Origin of the sequence: Vibrio sp. 10N.261.55.A10 (assembly GCF_041470825.1) — a bacterium.
Classification (GTDB): domain Bacteria; phylum Pseudomonadota; class Gammaproteobacteria; order Enterobacterales; family Vibrionaceae; genus Vibrio; species Vibrio crassostreae_C.
On record NZ_JBFRNC010000003.1, the window covers coordinates 38,030 to 56,417 of the forward strand.

Genomic DNA, 18,388 nt, shown 5'->3' on the forward strand with positions numbered 1-18,388 from the left:
ATCGAATAGCAGAAATAATCGCAATTAACGGACGGTTCTTATTGTGCAAAGGCTAAGAATTGTGGATGATTAGCAACAATGATCTTTCTATCTTTGACTGGCGCTATAAGCGACCGTTTTCTTGGGGACGAAAGATAACTTTCTCTGACAATACTAAATACATAGAGGTGCTATAGATGAGTGAAGCTGAGGCTCGTCCATCGAATTTCATTCGCCAAATTATTGATAAAGATTTAGCGGATGGTACACACAGTAGCGTGCATACTCGTTTCCCGCCGGAGCCAAATGGCTACCTGCACATTGGTCACGCTAAATCTATTTGCTTGAACTTTGGTATTGCTCAGGACTACCAGGGACAATGTAATCTTCGTTTCGATGATACAAACCCTGAAAAAGAAGACGTTGAATACGTTGAGTCAATTAAGAATGATGTAAGCTGGTTAGGCTTCGAATGGTCTGGTGATATTTGCTACTCATCAAACTACTTCGATACGCTTTACGCTTATGCTGTGGAATTAATTAATAAAGGCTTAGCGTATGTTGACGAGCTAAGTCCTGATCAAATCCGTGAGTACCGTGGCACGCTAAAAGAGCCAGGTAAAGCGAGCCCATACCGTGACCGCAGCCCAGAAGAGAACCTAGCGTTGTTTGAAAAAATGCGTGACGGTGGCTTCGAAGAAGGTAAAGCGTGTCTACGTGCTAAGATCGACATGAGCTCTTCGTTCATGGTTATGCGCGATCCTGTTATCTACCGTGTTCGTTTTGCTCACCACCATCAAACGGCTGACAAGTGGTGCATTTACCCAATGTACGACTTTACTCACTGTATCTCTGATGCGCTGGAAGGTATTACGCACTCTATCTGTACGCTTGAATTCCAAGATAACCGTCGTTTGTACGATTGGGTTCTAGATAACATCACGATTGACTGCCAACCTCGTCAGTACGAGTTTAGCCGCCTGAATCTTGAATATACAGTGATGTCTAAGCGTAAGCTGAACCAACTTGTGGTTGAAAACCTAGTTCAAGGTTGGGATGACCCACGCATGCCTACTATTTCTGGCCTACGTCGTCGTGGTTTTACTTCAAGCTCGATTCGTGAATTCTGTAAGCGTATTGGTGTAACTAAGCAAGAGAACATGATTGAGTTCGGTTCACTTGAATCTTGCATCCGTGATGATCTGAACGAAAATGCACCTCGTGCAATGGCTGTTCTGGATCCAGTTAAGATCGTTATCGAAAACTACGAAGCAGATACAGTAGAAACGCTAACGGTTGCAAACCACCCGAACAAGCCAGAAATGGGTACTCGTGAAGTTCCATTTACACGCGAAGTTTGGATTGAACGTGACGACTTCCGTGAAGAAGCAAACAAGAAGTACAAGCGTTTGGTTCTAGGTAAAGAAGTTCGCCTGCGTGGTGCTTACGTGATCAAAGCTGAACGTATCGAAAAAGATGCAGAAGGCAACATTACGACTATCTTCTGTTCTTACGACAATGAAACATTGGGTAAGAACCCTGCAGATGGCCGCAAAGTGAAAGGCGTTATCCACTGGGTATCTGCTGATAAAGCATTACCTGCTGAGATTCGTTTGTACGATCGTCTATTCACAGTGCCAAACCCAGCCGCTGCTGATGACTTCGCTGCAACGCTAAACCCTGAATCACTTGTTACGCTAAATGGTTTTGTTGAACCTAGCTTAGCAGAAGGTGTGGCAGAACAAGCGTACCAATTTGAACGTACAGGTTACTTCTGTGTGGATTCGAAAGACTCTAAAGCAGACGCACTAGTCTTCAACCGTACGGTTGGTCTACGTGACACTTGGGGTAAAACTGAAGCTTAATGCTTGAGTGCTTAGTTTGTTAAAAGCGACCCAATAAAAAACCGGCTTAGAGCCGGTTTTTTTGTGTCTGAATAATATGGGATAAGTATCGGAGATCGTACTTATGTAGGGCCATATAAAAAACGCCGGCCTAAGCCAGCGTTCTGTATTACTTCTTCGCTTTATGCGCGTCTGGATTGCCTTTGCAATCTCCGCTAATGCTTTTGCCGTACAAGTACAAACTGTGGTTTGTTAGTTGCACGTTGTAACGCTGAGCAATCTCTTTCTGTCTTTCTTCGATGATGTCATCAGAGAATTCGATCACTTCGCCACAATCTAAACATACAAGGTGGTCGTGGTGGTGCTGTGTAGAAAGTTCAAATACAGACTTGCCGCCTTCGAAGTGGTGACGAGTTACAATGCCAGCGTCATCGAATTGGTTAAGTACTCGATAAACGGTTGCAAGACCGATTTCTTCACCTAGGTCGATCAGCTTCTTATATAAATCTTCAGCACTAATATGTTGGCAGTCTGGCTGTTGTAATACTTCTAAAATTTTGAGCCGTGGAAGGGTCACTTTAAGACCTGCATCTTTTAGCGCTTGATTATTGTCTGACATATACTTTCCTGTTGATGATCTGCAGCAATTAACAGAATTCAATATTAATACCATTATAGTTTAGTCAGGCATAACAATAAACCACGAACTTCAAAGGGTTACTTACTGACATCACAATCTGTTTTGTAAATTGGAAGTATCTCACTTATAGTGGAGGTACGACCAGTCAAGGTGACGGTGTTTCTGATATGAACATGGAATGTTGTTATGAATAAGCAACTCGCAAAAATATATAAACCCAACATTGTAAAATTTGCTCTTAATATTTGGCCTCCCTTCTGGGGAGCGGGTATTCGAATAGCCCACATTAGCACTGACTTTAGGGTTGTTAAGACAGTACTTAAGCTACGCTGGTGGAATAAGAACGCCAATCGTACTCAATATGGCGGCAGTATCTTTTCTCTTACCGATCCCGTTTACTCATTGATGTTAATGGGAATTTTAGGTGAACGATATTATGTTTGGGATAAAGAAGCGAGCATTAACTTCATCAAGCCGGGGCAATCGGACTTGTATGCAGATTTTGAGATAAGGCAAGGGCAGCTTGACGATATCTATCGTCAGACGCAACTCGGTGAAAAGTGTTTCCCCGAATTTATTATTCACGTGAAAGATAAGCAGGGTAATGTGGTTTCAGAAATTCAACGCACCCTCTATGTAAGAAAGAAGCCGCAATTTAGAGATGATGATGAAGCATTAGAGGCTGAGTGCTAATTAATAGATTTTAAATAGCAAAAAACCTCCTATAAGGAGGTTTTTTCATATCTACATAATGGTTATTAACTGTAACAATTAACAACCACTAGAGAATTAGTCTTCTAGCTCTGCTAGGCACATCTCTTCGTGGATTTGTTTAACCCAGTTAGATACGCGCTCATCAGTTAGCTCAGGTTGACGGTCTTCATCGATACATAGACCAACGAATTGGCTGTCATCGCCTTCAACTAAACCTTTCGATGCTTCGAATTCGTAGCCTTCAGTTGATGTGTGACCTAGGATAGTACCGCCTTTCGCTTCAACGATGTCACGGATAGTACCCATAGCATCACAGAAGTATTCTGCGTAATCTTCTTGGTCGCCACAACCAAAGATAGCAACAAGCTTAGTTGAGAAATCAATAGCTTCTAGCTCTGGGAAAAAGTCATCCCAATCACATTGTGCTTCGCCGTAGTACCACGTAGGGATACCAAGCAGCAGTAGATCGAAGTTATCGATATCTTCTTTGCTGCTTTTTGCAATGTCTTGAACGTGAACGAGCTGTTTGCTCAATTGCTTTTGAATCATCTTAGCAACAGCTTCAGTGTTACCTGTATCGCTACCAAAGAAGAGACCTACACTTGCCATAGAATCATTACCTTTCATTTTGTCTGTTGTCGGTGTAATAAAGTTCGGAAGAGAATCGTTAGATCCCAGTTCCTTCCCAGCTTAGTTGGATTATCCCTTTGGCGATAAAACCCGCACAGCCAAGGAAAAGTACTAACCATACGATGCGACGACCAAATGGAGGAACATTTCCCTGCTTGAGAACGTCCTTAATTGCCATACCGATTAAAAAGAAAATCGCGGCAAACAGGAGATCTAAACCAACAGATTCGATGATGTTCATGTAGTCGTAAAGCATGGGAACCTTATATACCAATTTTGCTTGGGCGCACTATATCACTGTTGTGAGATAAAGTTAATCTGCAGTAATTACACAGCTCTCATTTATCTGCACGAAAAAGCGCAGTTAAGCGATGAATTTTCTAATTGCTCGAAGTACTTCTGCTGGTTTTTCAGCATGCAGCCAGTGACCGGTGTTGGCAATGACGTGCGCTTTTGCATTAGAAAATTGCTGTTGAACGGCTGCTTGATGTTCTGCGGTGAGGTAATCAGAATCCCCACCTTTTATGAGTAAGGTTTTGACCGAGGTTTTCTCGATCGGTTCCCAGCCAATGATGTGCGCGTAATTAGCGAGCAGTGATGCGACGTTAAAGCGCCACTCCATAATGCCTTGCTCTGTTTTGAACAAAGATTTGGTTAAAAACTGGCGAACGCCATCGATCTCGATATGTTTTGCGAGAATCTTGAGTGCGTCTGAGCGTGAAGTCGGCTTTTCTTCTATCACGGCTTGCAGGCCTGCGAATACGTTGTCGTGGCGACTCTGAGTGTACGCGACCGGAGCCATATCCAAGACAATCAACTTTTGCAGTGCAAGGTGCTGTGTCAGTGCCATCGCTACTTTGCCACCCATCGAGTGACCAATCACAGTGACGTCTTTTAACTTAAGATCATGCAGCAGTTGAGCCACGTCTTGTGCCATCGCTTGATAGTTATGAGTGTCACTATGGAAGGATTGACCGTGGTTGCGGAGATCGATACTAAGTACCTGATGATCGGCTTTTAGATCCCTAGCGAGCAAGCCAAGGTTGTCCAGATTACCGAATAATCCATGGATCAAAACAATGGTGTGACCCTCACCTTCAATTTTATAGTTGAGCTGTACTGACATTTTTATCTTATTCATGGTGGGTTTGACGTAGAGTATCCGCGCGGATCTCGCTATAATCCCCCAGAGTTTAAACATTGAGATTGTGAAAAGCGAATGAAAACAATTGAGGTTGATGAGGACCTATACCGTTTTATTGCGGGTCAGACAGAACGTATTGGCGAAAGCGCTTCAGATATTCTGCGCCGCTTGTTACAGGTTGATAGCCAAGGCATGGCTCCGATCGAAGAGATCGTTGAGCCAAAAGGTATCGTTGTTAGCAAAGAGGTAGGCTTTACTCCAGAGAAGTTCGATGGCGTTAAAGAAATGCGCTCACTACTAATATCAGATGAGTTTGCATCACTAAAGAAAGCCATTGATCGTTTCATGCTTGTGTTATCAACACTGCATAAAATCGACCCTTTAAGCTTTTCAGAAGCAACTCAAGTAAAAGGCCGTAAGCGCGTTTACTTTGCAGATAACGAAGCGACGTTGCTAGCAAACGGCAACACGACTAAGCCTAAAGCTATTCCACAAAGTCCTTTTTGGGTTATTACTAATAACAATACAAGCCGAAAAAGACAGATGGTTGAGCAGCTTATGAGCCGCATGAGTTTCCAAGCAGAATTGATAGAAAAAGTAACAGGTTCAATTTAACGAAATCTGATTTAAACCTCATAATATCCATGGATAAGAAGATATTATGAGGTTTTTTTGTTTTTAAATTTTATATATAAGGATGTCGAAAAATGGCTATGCACCCTCGTGCTGGGCAGAAAGCTCAGCAGGAAGATCTTCATAATATCCCGGCTTTAGTTGCTAACTATTTCTTACAGCAACCGGATGCTACGAACCCAGATCATAAAGTACTTTTCGGTACTTCAGGTCACCGCGGTACAGCAGACAAATCAACATTTAACGAAAATCACATTCTAGCAATTGCACAAGCGGTTGCTGAAGTTCGTGCCGAGCAAGGTACTACTGGCCCTCTTTTCTTAGGTAAAGATACTCACGCGCTATCTGAGCCTGCGTTCTCTACGGTTATCGAAGTGCTTGTAGCGAACGGTGTTGAAGTTATTATTCAAGAAAACAACGGCTTTACTCCAACACCGGGTATCTCGCACGCGATTCTTACGCATAACCTAGTGAATGACAAAAAAGCCGACGGCATTGTTATCACGCCTTCACATAACCCACCTCAAGACGGCGGTATTAAATACAACCCGACACACGGTGGCCCAGCTGAAGCTGAATTGACTCAAGCGATTGAAGACCGTGCGAACGTGATCATTGCTGAGCAAATGCAAGGTGTTAAGCGTACGCCTATCGCACAGGCTAAACAGTCTGATCTAGTAAAAGAAGTCGACCTAGTGGCGCCATACGTCGCTGATTTGGTTAACGTCGTTGATATGGAAGCGATCCAGAAAGCAAACATCAAGATTGGTGTTGATCCACTGGGTGGCAGCGGTATTGATTACTGGCGTCAAATTGGTAAAGCGTACAATCTAGATCTTACTCTGGTAAGTGAAGCGGTTGACCCTTCATTCCAATTCATGTCTCTAGATAAAGATGGCGTGGTTCGTATGGACTGTTCTTCTCCATACGCAATGGCAGGCTTACTGGCGCTTAAAGACGAGTACGCTCTAGCGTTTGGTAACGACCCAGATTACGATCGCCACGGCATCGTGACACCTAAAGGCTTGATGAATCCAAACCACTTCTTAGCGGTTTGTATTGATTACCTATACCGTAACCGTGAAGGTTGGGGTAAAGACGTTGCTGTTGGTAAGACATTAGTATCAAGCGCATTGATTGACCGTGTTGTTGCTGACTTAGGTCGCGAACTTTGTGAAGTGCCAGTTGGTTTCAAATGGTTCGTTGATGGTCTATACAACGGCCAGTTTGGTTTTGGTGGTGAAGAGAGTGCAGGTGCTTCTTTCCTACGTAAAGACGGTACGCCTTGGTCAACAGATAAAGATGGCCTGATTCTTTGCTTACTTGCGGCTGAGATCACAGCTGTGACAGGTAAGAACCCACAAGAATACTACGAAGAGCTTGCCGCTAAACACGGTGAATCTAAGTACAACCGTATTCAAGCGGTAGCAAATGGCGCACAAAAAGACGTACTTAAAAAGCTATCTCCAGAGATGGTTTCTGCTGAGACGCTGGCTGGCGATGCAATTACTGCACGCTTAACACACGCTCCAGGTAACGGTGCTGCGATTGGTGGCCTGAAAGTGACAACTGAGAACGGCTGGTTTGCTGCTCGTCCATCAGGCACTGAAGACATCTACAAGATCTACTGTGAAAGCTTTAAGGGTGAAGAGCACCTGAAAGCAATCGAAGCAGAAGCTCAAGAGATTGTGAACCAAGTATTTGCAGCGGCTGGCCTATAATCGAATCTCGATTACTAGAGTTGCTACGTAAATAGAAGAAGGGTTGATGTGAAAGCATCAGCCCTTTTTGTTTGTGTTAGTTACGTATAAGCGGGAAAAGGTAACTGAGTTAGCTCAGACGACTAACCGTGTGGCCAACTTTGTGGCATCACAAACCAGAATTGCCCCGACTTTGTTTGCCCATGGACGAAGCGATCACCGAACTCGGTGATAGGCTGACTGCTGAAATCATCCGTCCCTGCTGCCCATTGCTCTTTGGTGAGTGGATACAGTGGTTCACTGATTAAATGAGCCTGATCTTGATAGCACCAAAAGCCGTTTACTTGGCTTGGGTTAATGTCATAGCCCAAGCATTTTGTCGGTATGTTTTGCTCTAAGAAAGGGTTGGTATACAGACGACCTTGCATCAGTAAGTGTTTTGAGTCGACATCGATTTCTGGATATTGCTCGACAAAGGCGGCAGAAGAGGACATTTCGAGTTGGTGGCTGAGCATCCTGTCGAGTTTCTTATCCAATTGGTCGTGAGAGTTGGGTCCAAACCATGTTTGTTCGTGGAGCAGATAAAACTTAATCGCCACTTCCCAATGTTCCAGCTTTTGGCTGCTCTCTTCTTTAAGAATAAAGTCGATTGCACCGAGAGTTCTGCCTTCCACATTGATCTGAATCTCGTCGTGCTTTATCGAGTAATTCGGTGAGGCAGCGATCACTTGCTCGCATAGATATTGGTAGAGGAAACCTAATCTAGGATTACCCTCATAAGTATGTGATGAGTCGATGGCATGGTTGCTAGAGAATGCACTGAGATCCGAAACCGGTGGCTTGATTTCTAGTAATGGCGGTGAGTCGATGACCCATTGGTAAAAACGTTGCAGTGCTGTCATCTCTTCCTCATAAACTCATCGTGGGGCTTTCGACATTCTACCCGTAAATTGATATAACGACGTTATTATGAAGGTAAGCTGGAAATAAAAATGAATAACTTACAATTAGAAAAGCTACTTAACGAAAAACTGCAGCCACAGCAGATTAAAGATTACTGTCCGAATGGCCTTCAAGTCGAAGGTGCTTCTGAAGTCAAGCGTATTGTTACTGGTATTACGGCTTCGCAAGCTTTGATTAATAAAGCGGTTGAGCTAGAGGCTGACGCTTTGTTGGTTCATCACGGTTTCTTTTGGAAAGGTGAGTCAGAGGCAATTCGTGGCATGAAGGGCAAGCGTATTCGTACCCTAATTAAAAATGACATCAATCTTTTAGGTTATCACTTGCCGCTTGATATCCACCCTGAGCTTGGTAATAACGCGAAACTGGCGGAGTTACTTGAGATAGAAGTCGAAGGCGGTTTGGAAGGGCACCCACAATCGGTTGCTATGTTTGGTAAATTAAAAACACCAATGACAGGTACTGAATTCGCAGCAAAAATCGATCAAGCTCTAAATCGTAAACCACTGCATATCGCTCCAGAAAACCAAGACAAAATGATAACGACCGTCGGTTGGTGTACTGGTGGTGGTCAAGACTACATTGAGCTAGCGGCTTCTCAAGGCATTGATGCTTTTATTTCTGGTGAAATTTCTGAGCGCACTACTTACTCAGCACGCGAGCAAGACATTCATTATTTTGCTGCTGGCCACCACGCGACTGAGCGATACGGTGTAAAAGCGTTAGGTGAATGGTTAGCGGAAGAACATGGCTTGGATGTTGAGTTTATCGATATCGATAACCCAGTTTAAGAGCAGATGCGAGATAAGGGGTACGAGTCGAGTGTATGCGTCGTTCTCTAGAATTGAGCAGGTAACCTGTATAGTTTATCTGCTCGCTTAAGGAGATCCCCAACTCATTCGTCCCTCGTTCTTGGGGATGACGGGGTTGAGAGCGTACAAAAGAAAAGGGTTGATGTTCTCACATCAACCCCTTTTAACATTATGATTTATAGCAACTATTCACGTTCGTGAAGTGCTTTAAAGTCACGTTGTTCTTCACCAGTATATAGCTGACGAGGACGACCGATACGGTTCGTCGGATCGCTGTGCATTTCGTTCCAGTGAGCAATCCAACCGATGGTACGAGACATCGCGAAGATTACTGTAAACATAGATACTGGAATACCGATTGCTTTCAGAATGATACCTGAGTAGAAATCTACGTTCGGGTATAGCTTCTTAGAAACAAAGTACTCATCAGAAAGAGCGATACGCTCAAGTTCCATCGCTACGTCTAGTAGTGGATCTTGGATGTTTAGCTCTTTAAGCACTTCGTGACACGCTTCGCGCATTACTGTTGCACGTGGGTCGTAGTTCTTGTAAACACGGTGACCGAAGCCCATCAAACGGAATGGGTCATCTTTGTCTTTTGCTTTCGCAACGTATTCTTCAATGTTATCTACGCTACCGATCTCTTCAAGCATGCGCAGACAAGCTTCGTTTGCACCGCCGTGAGCTGGGCCCCAAAGTGATGCGATACCTGCTGCGATACACGCAAACGGGTTAGCACCAGATGAACCAGCAAGACGCACTGTAGACGTAGAAGCGTTCTGTTCGTGGTCAGCATGTAGAGTGAAAATCTTATCCATTGCACGAGCAACGATAGGGTTCACTTCATACTCTTCACATGGGTTTGCAAACATCATGTGTAAGAAGTTTTCTGCGTAGCCTAGGTCGTTACGTGGGTAGATAAACGGCTGACCGATTGAATATTTGTAACACATTGCAGCCAGTGTTGGCATTTTTGAAATCAGGCGGTATGCCGCAATTTCACGGTGTGTATCGTTGTTGACATCAAGTGAGTCGTGGTAGAACGCCGCTAGAGCGCCTACAACACCACACATTACAGCCATAGGGTGAGCGTCACGACGGAAGCCGTGGAAGAAACTAGCGATTTGCTCGTGCACCATAGTGTGACGTGTCACGGTAGTCTTGAACTTTTCATACTCAGCTCGAGATGGGGCTTCACCGTAAAGAAGTATGTAACATACTTCTAAGTAATCAGCGTTATTGGCAAGTTGGTCGATTGGATAACCACGATGTAAAAGAATGCCTTTTCCACCGTCAATAAAAGTGATTTGAGACTCACAGGATGCAGTGGCAAGAAAACCAGGGTCAAAAGTGAAAAAACCATTAGAACCTAGTGTACGAACATCGATCACTGGAGTACCAAGTACACCTTCTGTAATCGGCAGCTCGATTGGCGCTTGACCTTCAATGTGAAGGGTAGCTTTCTTATCCGCCATAACAATCTCCTTTGTTTATTATTAATCCGTCCAGGATGTTTATGTGCCATTTTTTTACTGGTCTTACGTGGGAAAGTCAATTTTTCTACAGCTTTGTGTGCACTTGTTAGTGTTTTTTACATTAAATTCGTTAAAAATCTGGTCTGTGTAGCATTATTTGTTACATCAATTGTATTAGAATGTTGCCAGCCGTATAGTGGCGCTGAAAAGTTTGGTTAAAACCTTATAAATGCAAGGCTAAGAAGAAATGTGAGGTGTCTTTCTTAATCGAGCAGTTAACAATTATTTTACAATTATCTAAGGCTCAACTTCAGTTATTTGTTAAGTTAATGTTAAATTTTGAAGGTTTGCAATCAAATTTTGTCCATAACAATATCATAAGGTTATTTAATGACCATAATGCTCAATGGAGCTGAGTGAGCAAGCCCGTGAAAGAAAGAAAGACAAGACCTGTTAATTTAGATTTACAGACCATCCACTTTCCAATCACAGCAATAGCTTCCATCCTACACCGTGTGTCTGGGGTGATAACTTTTGTCGCGATTGGAATTTTGCTTTGGTTACTATCCATTTCCCTCTCATCCCCAGTAGGCTTTGCCGAAGCTAGCGACATTGTCGATGGTTTCTTCGTGAAGTTTATTCTGTGGGGCATTTTAACCGCTTTGGCTTACCACATTGCTGGTGGTATTCGTCACCTTCTTATGGACCTTGGTCACTTTGAAGAGCTGGAATCTGGCGCGAAGAGCGCTAAGGTTGCATTCGCAGCAACAGCGGTATTGTCTCTACTAGCGGGGATCTTAGTATGGTAAACAACGTTTCTACTTTTGGTCGTAATGGTGTCCACGATTATCTATTGATTCGTGCTACTGCCATCATTATGACGCTTTACACTATCTACCTAGTTAGCTTTTGTGCTTTCTCTGGTGATATCTCTTACGCATCTTGGACGCAATTCTTTGGTGGAACCTTCACTAAAGTCTTCACCATGTTAGCGCTTACTTCTGTTTTGGTTCACGCGTGGATCGGCCTATGGCAAGTACTAACTGACTACATCAAATGCGCAAAACTGCGTGTTGGTCTTCAAGTCGGTGTTGTTGCAGTTCTTCTTGGATATTTCTTCTCTGGTCTGTTTATTTTGTGGGGTGCGTAAGTGACTATTCCTGTTCGTGAGTTTGATGCCGTAGTTATCGGCGCTGGTGGTGCAGGTATGCGTGCCGCACTGCAAATTTCTGAGCAAGGCCTTTCTTGTGCATTGCTTTCTAAAGTTTTCCCTACTCGTTCTCATACGGTTTCAGCGCAAGGCGGCATCACTGTTGCTCTTGGTAACGCGCATGAAGACCATTGGGAACAACATATGTATGACACAGTAAAAGGTTCTGATTACATCGGTGACCAAGACGCTATCGAATACATGTGTAAAAACGGTCCTGAGTCGGTAATCGAACTCGAAAAAATGGGCCTACCTTTCTCTCGTTTTGAGAACGGTACTATTTACCAGCGTCCTTTCGGTGGTCAATCTAAAAACTTTGGTGGTGAGCAAGCGGCTCGTACCGCAGCTGCAGCCGACCGTACTGGTCACGCTCTGCTTCACACGCTTTACCAACAAAACATTAAACACAAAACGACTGTTTTCTCTGAGTGGTATGCACTGGATCTTGTTAAAAACGAAGATGGTGCAATTTTAGGTACTACCGCGCTTTGTATGGAAACGGGCGAGGTTTGCTACTTCAAAGCGAAGGCAACAATCCTTGCGACTGGTGGTGCTGGTCGTATCTACGCATCAACAACCAATGCACACATTAACACTGGTGACGGTGTTGGTATGGCGATTCGTGCTGGCGTTCCTATGCAAGACATCGAAATGTGGCAGTTCCACCCGACGGGTATCGCTGGTGCAGGTGTATTGGTAACGGAAGGTTGTCGTGGTGAAGGTGGTTACCTTCTCAATAAAGACGGCGAACGCTTCATGGAACGTTACGCACCAAACGCTAAAGACTTAGCGGGTCGTGATGTTGTTGCTCGTTCAATGATGGTTGAAATTCGTGAAGGTCGCGGTTGCGATGGCCCTTGGGGTCCACATATTAAGCTTAAGCTTGATCACTTAGGTAAAGAGACGCTTGAATCTCGTCTTCCTGGTGTATGTGAACTTTCTCGTACCTTTGCTCACGTTGATCCAGTGAAAGAGCCAATCCCAGTAATCCCGACATGTCACTACATGATGGGTGGTGTTCCAACACAAGTTTCTGGTCAAGCTATTAAGCAAACCGAAGACGGCAGCGATGTTGAAATCCAAGGTCTATTTGCTTGTGGTGAAATCGCATCAGTATCAGTACATGGTGCCAACCGTCTAGGTGGTAACTCACTGCTTGATTTGGTGGTATTTGGTCGTGCGACAGGTCTACACCTAGGTGAGACACTGAAGAAGCAAGACGAAGCGAAACCTGCAACTGAAGCTGACATTGAGCGTTCACTAGAGCGTTACAACCGTTGGGAAAACAGCACAGACGGCGAAGATCCAGCGCAAATCCGTAAAGATCTTCAGCAATGTATGCAGAATAACTTCTCAGTATTCCGTGAAGGCAAAGCAATGGCTGAAGGCCTAGAAGAGCTAAAAGCGATTCGCGAGCGTCTGAAAAATGCACACCTATCTGATAAGTCTACAGAGTTCAACACTCAACGTATCGAGTGTCTAGAGCTTGAAAACTTGATGGAAACGGCATTCGCAACGGCTGTTGCTGCAAATTTCCGTACAGAGAGCCGTGGCGCACACGCTCGATTCGATTTCCCTGACCGTGATGATGAGCAATGGCTATGCCACTCACTTTACAACCCAGAGTCAGAGAGCATGACTAAGCGTGGTGTAAACATGGAACCTATCCATCGTGAAGCGTTCCCACCAAAAGCACGTACGTACTAAGGAGATATGACCATGAAACTGAATTTCTCTTTATATCGTTACAATCCAGATGTCGACCAGAAACCTTATATGAAGGAATACACTCTAGAAGTGGATGAAGGTTCAGACATGATGCTTTTGGATGCGCTTATTCTGTTGAAAGAGCAAGATCCAACAATCTCATTCCGTCGCTCATGCCGTGAAGGTGTATGTGGCTCGGATGGTTTGAACATGAACGGTAAAAATGGCCTAGCGTGTATCACGCCATTGTCTGCGCTTTCGGGCCAAGACAAGATTGTGATTCGCCCACTGCCTGGCTTACCCGTTGTTCGTGACCTGATTGTAGACATGACTCAGTTCTACGATAACTACGAAAAAGTGAAGCCATTCTTAGTGTCTGATGGCAATGTGCCACCGGCTCGTGAAAACTTACAAAGCCCTGATGAGCGTGCTCATTTAGATGGATTGTACGAATGTATCATGTGTGCATGTTGTACAACGTCATGCCCATCATTCTGGTGGAACCCTGACAAATTCATCGGACCAGCAGGCCTGCTTGCAGCGTACCGTTGGCTAATTGATAGCCGAGATACAGCGACAGACGAACGTTTGTCCGATCTTGATGATGCATTTAGCGTTTTTCGTTGCCATGGCATCATGAATTGTGTAAGTGTTTGTCCTAAGGGATTAAATCCGACGAAAGCTATTGGTCACATCAAGACCATGCTAGTGAATCGTTCGGTTTAAGTTATATAAAAATTGCCGCCCTAGAAGTTTTGGGGCGGCCTTTTAATAGCTCGGCATAGACCGCAGCAAACGTGAAAACTACTGGTTAAGGGAAAATATGCACAACGGCGTGATGAAGGCATGGCTCGAGTCTTCACACTTGGCTGGCGCCAATGCAACGTACGTAGAAGAACTCTATGAACTGTATCTAAGTGACCCAGATTCGGTAAGTGACGAATGGAGAAGTGTTTTTGAAGAACTGCCTGTGCAAGCTTCAGAGACAGTGGAACAACCACACTCTCGTGTTCGTGAATACTTCCGTCGACTCGCTCAAGAAACAAAGCATTACAGTGTCCAAGTTAGTGATCCAGATGTCGATGCGAAACAAGTAAAGGTTCTGCAACTTATTAATGCCTATCGATTCCGAGGGCATCAAGCAGCAAATCTAGACCCCCTAGGTTTATGGAAAAGAGCGACAGTTGATGAACTGGACCCTTCTTTCCACACTCTTACCGAAGATGACCTCAATGAGACGTTCAACGTCGGCTCTTACGCCATTGGCCAAGAGACGATGGTGCTTAAAGATCTCTACAAATCTCTAAAGCAAACGTATTGTGGCTCTATTGGTGCTGAATACATGCACATGACAAATACAGAGCAAAAGCGTTGGATCCAACAACGTTTAGAGTCTGTATCTGGTCAACCCTCTTTCAACAAAGAAGAAAAGCAAGCTTTCCTAGAAGAGCTAACTGCTGCTGAAGGTCTTGAGCGCTATCTTGGTGCGAAATTCCCAGGCGCAAAACGCTTCTCGTTGGAAGGTGGTGATGCTCTTATCCCAATGACGAAAGAAATTATTCGTCATGCTGGCGGACAAGGCATGCGTGAAGTTGTTGTTGGTATGGCTCACCGTGGTCGTCTAAACATGTTGGTCAACGTGCTTGGTAAAAAGCCACAAGACCTGTTTGACGAGTTTGCGGGCAAGCACGATGACACGTGGGGTACTGGTGATGTGAAATACCACCAAGGCTTCTCTGCGGACTTCGCAACGCCAGGCGGCAACGTTCACTTAGCACTAGCATTTAACCCATCTCACTTAGAAATCGTAAACCCGGTAGTTATCGGTTCAGTACGTGCACGTCAAGATCGCCTTGGTGATAATGATGGTAGCCGTGTACTTCCAATTACTATCCACGGTGACTCAGCTATCGCTGGTCAGGGTGTAGTACAAGAGACGTTTAACATGTCTCAAGCTCGTGGTTTCTGTGTAGGTGGTACGGTTCGTATCGTTGTAAACAACCAAGTTGGTTTTACAACGTCTAACCCTCGCGATACACGCTCTACGATGTACTGTACCGATATCGCGAAGATGGTTCAGGCTCCGATTTTCCACGTTAACTCTGATGATCCAGAAGCGGTTGCGTTTGTTGCGCGTCTTGCATTGGATTACCGTAATACGTTTAAGCGTGATGTTGTTATTGATTTGGTTTGTTACCGTCGCCACGGTCACAATGAAGCCGATGAGCCGAATGCAACACAGCCTTTGATGTACCAAAAAATCAAGAAGCACCCAACACCACGTAAGCTTTACGCTGACGTGCTAATGGAGCGCGGTGAGTTTGGTATTGATACAGCAACTCAGCTAGTTAACGAATATCGTGATGCACTTGATCACGGTGAAGTTGTGGTTAAAGAGTGGCGTCCAATGGCACTTCACTCAGTAGACTGGTCTCCTTACCTAGGTCACGACTGGAACATCGAGTGGGATAACAAGATTGATATCGAGCGCCTGAAAGAGCTTGGTACCAAACTTTGTCAATACCCGGACAGCCACAAGCTGCAAAGCCGAGTAAATAAACTGTACAACGATCGTACTGCCATGGTGAATGGTGAGAAACAAGTCGATTGGGGTATGGCTGAAACTCTGGCATACGCAACACTTGTTGACGACGGTAAGCGTATTCGTATCTCAGGCCAAGATTCAGGTCGTGGTACGTTCTTCCACCGTCACTCAGTACTGCACAATCAATCAGATGCAAGCACGTATGTTCCTCTTGCGAACATTCATGATAAACAAGGGCCATTCCAAGTGTTTGACTCTGTGTTATCTGAAGAAGCGGTACTCGCATTTGAGTATGGTTACGCGACAGCAGAGCCAAGCGGTCTAACCCTTTGGGAAGCTCAATTTGGTGACTTCGCAAACGGTGCACAAGTTGTTATCGACCAATTCATTTCATCAGGTGAGCAAAAGTGGGCACGTCTATGTGGTCTAACTATGCTGCTTCCTCACGGTTATGAAGGCCAAGGCCCGGAGCACTCTTCTGCACGTCTTGAGCGTTACCTTCAGTTATGTGCTGAACAAAACATGCAGGTTGTTGTTCCTTCAACACCAGCTCAGGTTTACCACATGATTCGCCGTCAGGTTGTTCGACCAATGCGTCGTCCACTGATTGTAATGTCACCTAAGTCATTGCTTCGTCACCCTCTGTGTACTTCTTCTCTTGAAGATTTGGCAGAAGGCACGTTCCAACCAGCTATCGCAGAAATTGATGATCTGGCTCCTGAGAACGTAAAACGCGTCGTGTTCTGTTCAGGTAAGGTTTACTTTGACCTGCTTGACCAAAGACGTAAGAACGAGCAAGACGATGTCGCTATTGTACGTATTGAGCAACTTTACCCGTTCCCTTATGAGGACGTGAGAGCTGCCATCGCACAGTACACAAATGTAGTCGATTACGTTTGGTGTCAAGAAGAGCCACAAAACCAAGGTGCTTGGTACAGTAGCCAACATAATTTCCGAGCTGCTATCCCAGTAGGTGCTGATATTCAATACGCAGGTCGTCCTGCATCAGCATCACCAGCTGTTGGCTATATGTCAGTACACTTGAAACAACAAAAAGCGTTAGTTGACGACGCTTTGACCCTACTTAAGAACTAGAAGTAAAAGGAAAATACGCACATGACAATTGAAATTCTGGTTCCAGATTTACCTGAATCTGTGGCTGATGCAACAGTTGCTACTTGGCACAAAAAACCGGGCGAAGCGGTTGCACGTGATGAAGTCATTGTAGATATCGAAACAGATAAAGTAGTTCTAGAAGTACCGGCTCCTGAAGCGGGTGTTCTGGAAGCTATCATCGAAGAAGAGGGTGCTACGGTACTTTCTAAGCAGCTTTTGGCTAAAATCAAGCCGGGTGCTGTCGCTGGTGAACCAACGAAAGACACCACTGAAGATACAGAAGCATCTCCTGATAAGCGCCATAAAGCTGCGCTAACAGAAGAGAACAACGACGCACTAAGCCCAGCTGTTCGTCGCCTGCTTGCTGAGCACAACCTACAACCAGCTGACGTTAAAGGCACTGGTGTTGGTGGTCGTATTACTCGTGAAGACATCGACGCACACCTAGCAGCAGCGAAAGCGGCTCCGGCAGCAGCATCTGCACCAGCAGTTGAAGCGCCAGCAGCGGCTCGCAGCCAAAAACGCGTGCCTATGACTCGCCTGCGTAAGACAGTTGCAAACCGTCTTCTAGAAGCGAAAAACAGCACAGCAATGCTGACTACTTTCAACGAAGTGAACATGAAGCCAATCATGGACCTTCGTAAGCAGTACAAAGACCAATTCGAGAAACGTCACGATACGCGTCTTGGCTTCATGTCTTTCTACGTGAAAGCAGTAACAGAAGCACTGAAGCGTTTCCCAGAAGTGAACGCTTCTATTGATGGTACAGATATCGTTTACCACAACTACTTCGACATCAGCATGGCGGTATCTACGCCACGTGGTCTAGTGACTCCAGTACTCAAAGACTGTGACACACTAGGTTTCGCTGATATCGAAAAAGGCATCAAAGAGCTAGCAATCAAAGGTCGTGACGGCAAGCTAACGGTTGATGAACTGATGGGCGGCAACTTCACTATCACAAACGGTGGTGTATTTGGTTCTCTAATGTCTACGCCAATCATCAACCCGCCTCAAGCGGCAATTTTGGGTATGCACAAAATCCAAGACCGTCCAATGGCTGTTGATGGCAAGGTAGAGATTCTACCAATGATGTACCTAGCGCTTTCTTACGACCACCGTCTAATCGATGGCCGTGAATCAGTTGGCTTCCTAGTGACCATCAAAGAGCTTCTAGAAGATCCTGCACGTCTGCTATTAGACGTTTAGTATCGCTAAAACGTCTAGTTAACCCCGTTAGCTAGACGTAAAAAGTTTCAAAGGCTAGGCTGCTCAACGT

General features: G+C 44.9%; 17 protein-coding genes. 11 read left to right on the plus strand and 6 right to left on the minus strand.

Features of this window, described 5'->3' with window-relative positions:
* Positions 1-176: 176 nt before the first annotated feature.
* Positions 177-1,844 carry a glutamine--tRNA ligase gene (glnS, locus tag AB4274_RS00455; RefSeq protein WP_017063407.1) on the plus strand — a complete coding sequence of 556 codons (1,668 nt, stop codon included), beginning with the start codon at positions 177-179 and terminating at the stop codon, positions 1,842-1,844.
* 148 nt (positions 1,845-1,992) lie between these two features.
* On the opposite strand, the gene fcrX is transcribed toward glnS, so the two are convergent.
* The gene (gene fcrX / locus AB4274_RS00460) at positions 1,993-2,442 is read right to left on the minus strand and encodes a ferric iron uptake transcriptional regulator FcrX (protein ID WP_048606469.1); all 450 of its coding nucleotides are present in this window, start codon (positions 2,440-2,442) and stop codon (positions 1,993-1,995) included.
* Between the two features lie 207 nt (positions 2,443-2,649).
* Here fcrX and AB4274_RS00465 point away from each other — a divergent pair, with 207 nt between their 5' ends.
* Complete coding sequence (locus tag AB4274_RS00465; RefSeq protein ID WP_017061955.1) at positions 2,650-3,156, plus strand: DUF4442 domain-containing protein; 507 nt, start codon at positions 2,650-2,652, stop codon at positions 3,154-3,156.
* 96 nt (positions 3,157-3,252) lie between these two features.
* Here the strand turns inward: AB4274_RS00465 and fldA are convergent, their stop codons facing one another.
* The 3 genes from fldA to AB4274_RS00480 all read right to left on the minus strand — a co-directional run bounded on the left by fldA (position 3,253) and on the right by AB4274_RS00480 (position 4,933).
* Positions 3,253-3,786: a flavodoxin FldA gene (fldA, locus tag AB4274_RS00470; protein ID WP_010436745.1), complete on the minus strand. Its 534-nt coding sequence runs from the start codon at positions 3,784-3,786 to the stop codon at positions 3,253-3,255.
* Positions 3,787-3,844: 58 nt separating this feature from the next.
* On the minus strand, positions 3,845-4,063 hold the full coding sequence (locus AB4274_RS00475; protein ID WP_004737900.1) for a DUF2788 domain-containing protein: 219 nt from the start codon (positions 4,061-4,063) through the stop codon (positions 3,845-3,847).
* Between the two features lie 108 nt (positions 4,064-4,171).
* Positions 4,172-4,933, minus strand: coding sequence for an alpha/beta fold hydrolase (locus AB4274_RS00480; RefSeq protein WP_372110639.1), 762 nt, complete (start codon positions 4,931-4,933; stop codon positions 4,172-4,174).
* A gap of 93 nt (positions 4,934-5,026) precedes the next feature.
* On the opposite strand from AB4274_RS00480, the gene seqA reads away from it, so the two are divergent.
* Entirely contained in the window at positions 5,027-5,566 is a 540-nt protein-coding gene (gene seqA, locus AB4274_RS00485; RefSeq protein ID WP_019820493.1) for a replication initiation negative regulator SeqA, read from the plus strand.
* Positions 5,567-5,658: 92 nt separating this feature from the next.
* Positions 5,659-7,305 carry a phosphoglucomutase (alpha-D-glucose-1,6-bisphosphate-dependent) gene (gene pgm, locus AB4274_RS00490; protein WP_061019537.1) on the plus strand — a complete coding sequence of 549 codons (1,647 nt, stop codon included), beginning with the start codon at positions 5,659-5,661 and terminating at the stop codon, positions 7,303-7,305.
* Between the two features lie 122 nt (positions 7,306-7,427).
* Here the strand turns inward: pgm and AB4274_RS00495 are convergent, their stop codons facing one another.
* Entirely contained in the window at positions 7,428-8,186 is a 759-nt protein-coding gene (locus AB4274_RS00495) for a DUF1853 family protein (protein ID WP_017061951.1), read from the minus strand.
* A 90-nt stretch (positions 8,187-8,276) separates the two neighbouring features.
* On the opposite strand from AB4274_RS00495, the gene AB4274_RS00500 reads away from it, so the two are divergent.
* Positions 8,277-9,035, plus strand: a complete 759-nt coding sequence (locus tag AB4274_RS00500) for a Nif3-like dinuclear metal center hexameric protein (RefSeq protein WP_372110543.1) — start codon at positions 8,277-8,279, stop codon at positions 9,033-9,035.
* 206 nt (positions 9,036-9,241) lie between these two features.
* Here the strand turns inward: AB4274_RS00500 and AB4274_RS00505 are convergent, their stop codons facing one another.
* The gene (locus tag AB4274_RS00505; RefSeq protein ID WP_017061949.1) at positions 9,242-10,531 is read right to left on the minus strand and encodes a citrate synthase; all 1,290 of its coding nucleotides are present in this window, start codon (positions 10,529-10,531) and stop codon (positions 9,242-9,244) included.
* A gap of 416 nt (positions 10,532-10,947) precedes the next feature.
* Here AB4274_RS00505 and sdhC point away from each other — a divergent pair, with 416 nt between their 5' ends.
* The 6 genes from sdhC (at position 10,948) to odhB (ending at position 18,318) form a co-directional block, all read left to right on the plus strand.
* On the plus strand, positions 10,948-11,340 hold the full coding sequence (sdhC, locus tag AB4274_RS00510) for a succinate dehydrogenase cytochrome b556 subunit (protein WP_017061948.1): 393 nt from the start codon (positions 10,948-10,950) through the stop codon (positions 11,338-11,340).
* On the plus strand, positions 11,334-11,681 hold the full coding sequence (sdhD, locus tag AB4274_RS00515) for a succinate dehydrogenase, hydrophobic membrane anchor protein (protein ID WP_010436768.1): 348 nt from the start codon (positions 11,334-11,336) through the stop codon (positions 11,679-11,681). The genes sdhC and sdhD overlap by 7 nt, the downstream gene beginning before the upstream one ends.
* Entirely contained in the window at positions 11,682-13,448 is a 1,767-nt protein-coding gene (gene sdhA, locus AB4274_RS00520) for a succinate dehydrogenase flavoprotein subunit (protein ID WP_048606450.1), read from the plus strand. It abuts the gene before it with no gap.
* Positions 13,449-13,460: 12 nt separating this feature from the next.
* Complete coding sequence (locus tag AB4274_RS00525; RefSeq protein WP_010436773.1) at positions 13,461-14,174, plus strand: succinate dehydrogenase iron-sulfur subunit; 714 nt, start codon at positions 13,461-13,463, stop codon at positions 14,172-14,174.
* A 97-nt stretch (positions 14,175-14,271) separates the two neighbouring features.
* The gene (gene sucA, locus AB4274_RS00530) at positions 14,272-17,088 is read left to right on the plus strand and encodes a 2-oxoglutarate dehydrogenase E1 component (RefSeq protein WP_017061946.1); all 2,817 of its coding nucleotides are present in this window, start codon (positions 14,272-14,274) and stop codon (positions 17,086-17,088) included.
* Positions 17,089-17,109: 21 nt separating this feature from the next.
* Positions 17,110-18,318 (plus strand): 2-oxoglutarate dehydrogenase complex dihydrolipoyllysine-residue succinyltransferase, encoded by a 1,209-nt coding sequence (gene odhB / locus AB4274_RS00535; protein ID WP_017056410.1) that lies wholly within the window; start codon positions 17,110-17,112, stop codon positions 18,316-18,318.
* Positions 18,319-18,388 lie beyond the last annotated feature (70 nt).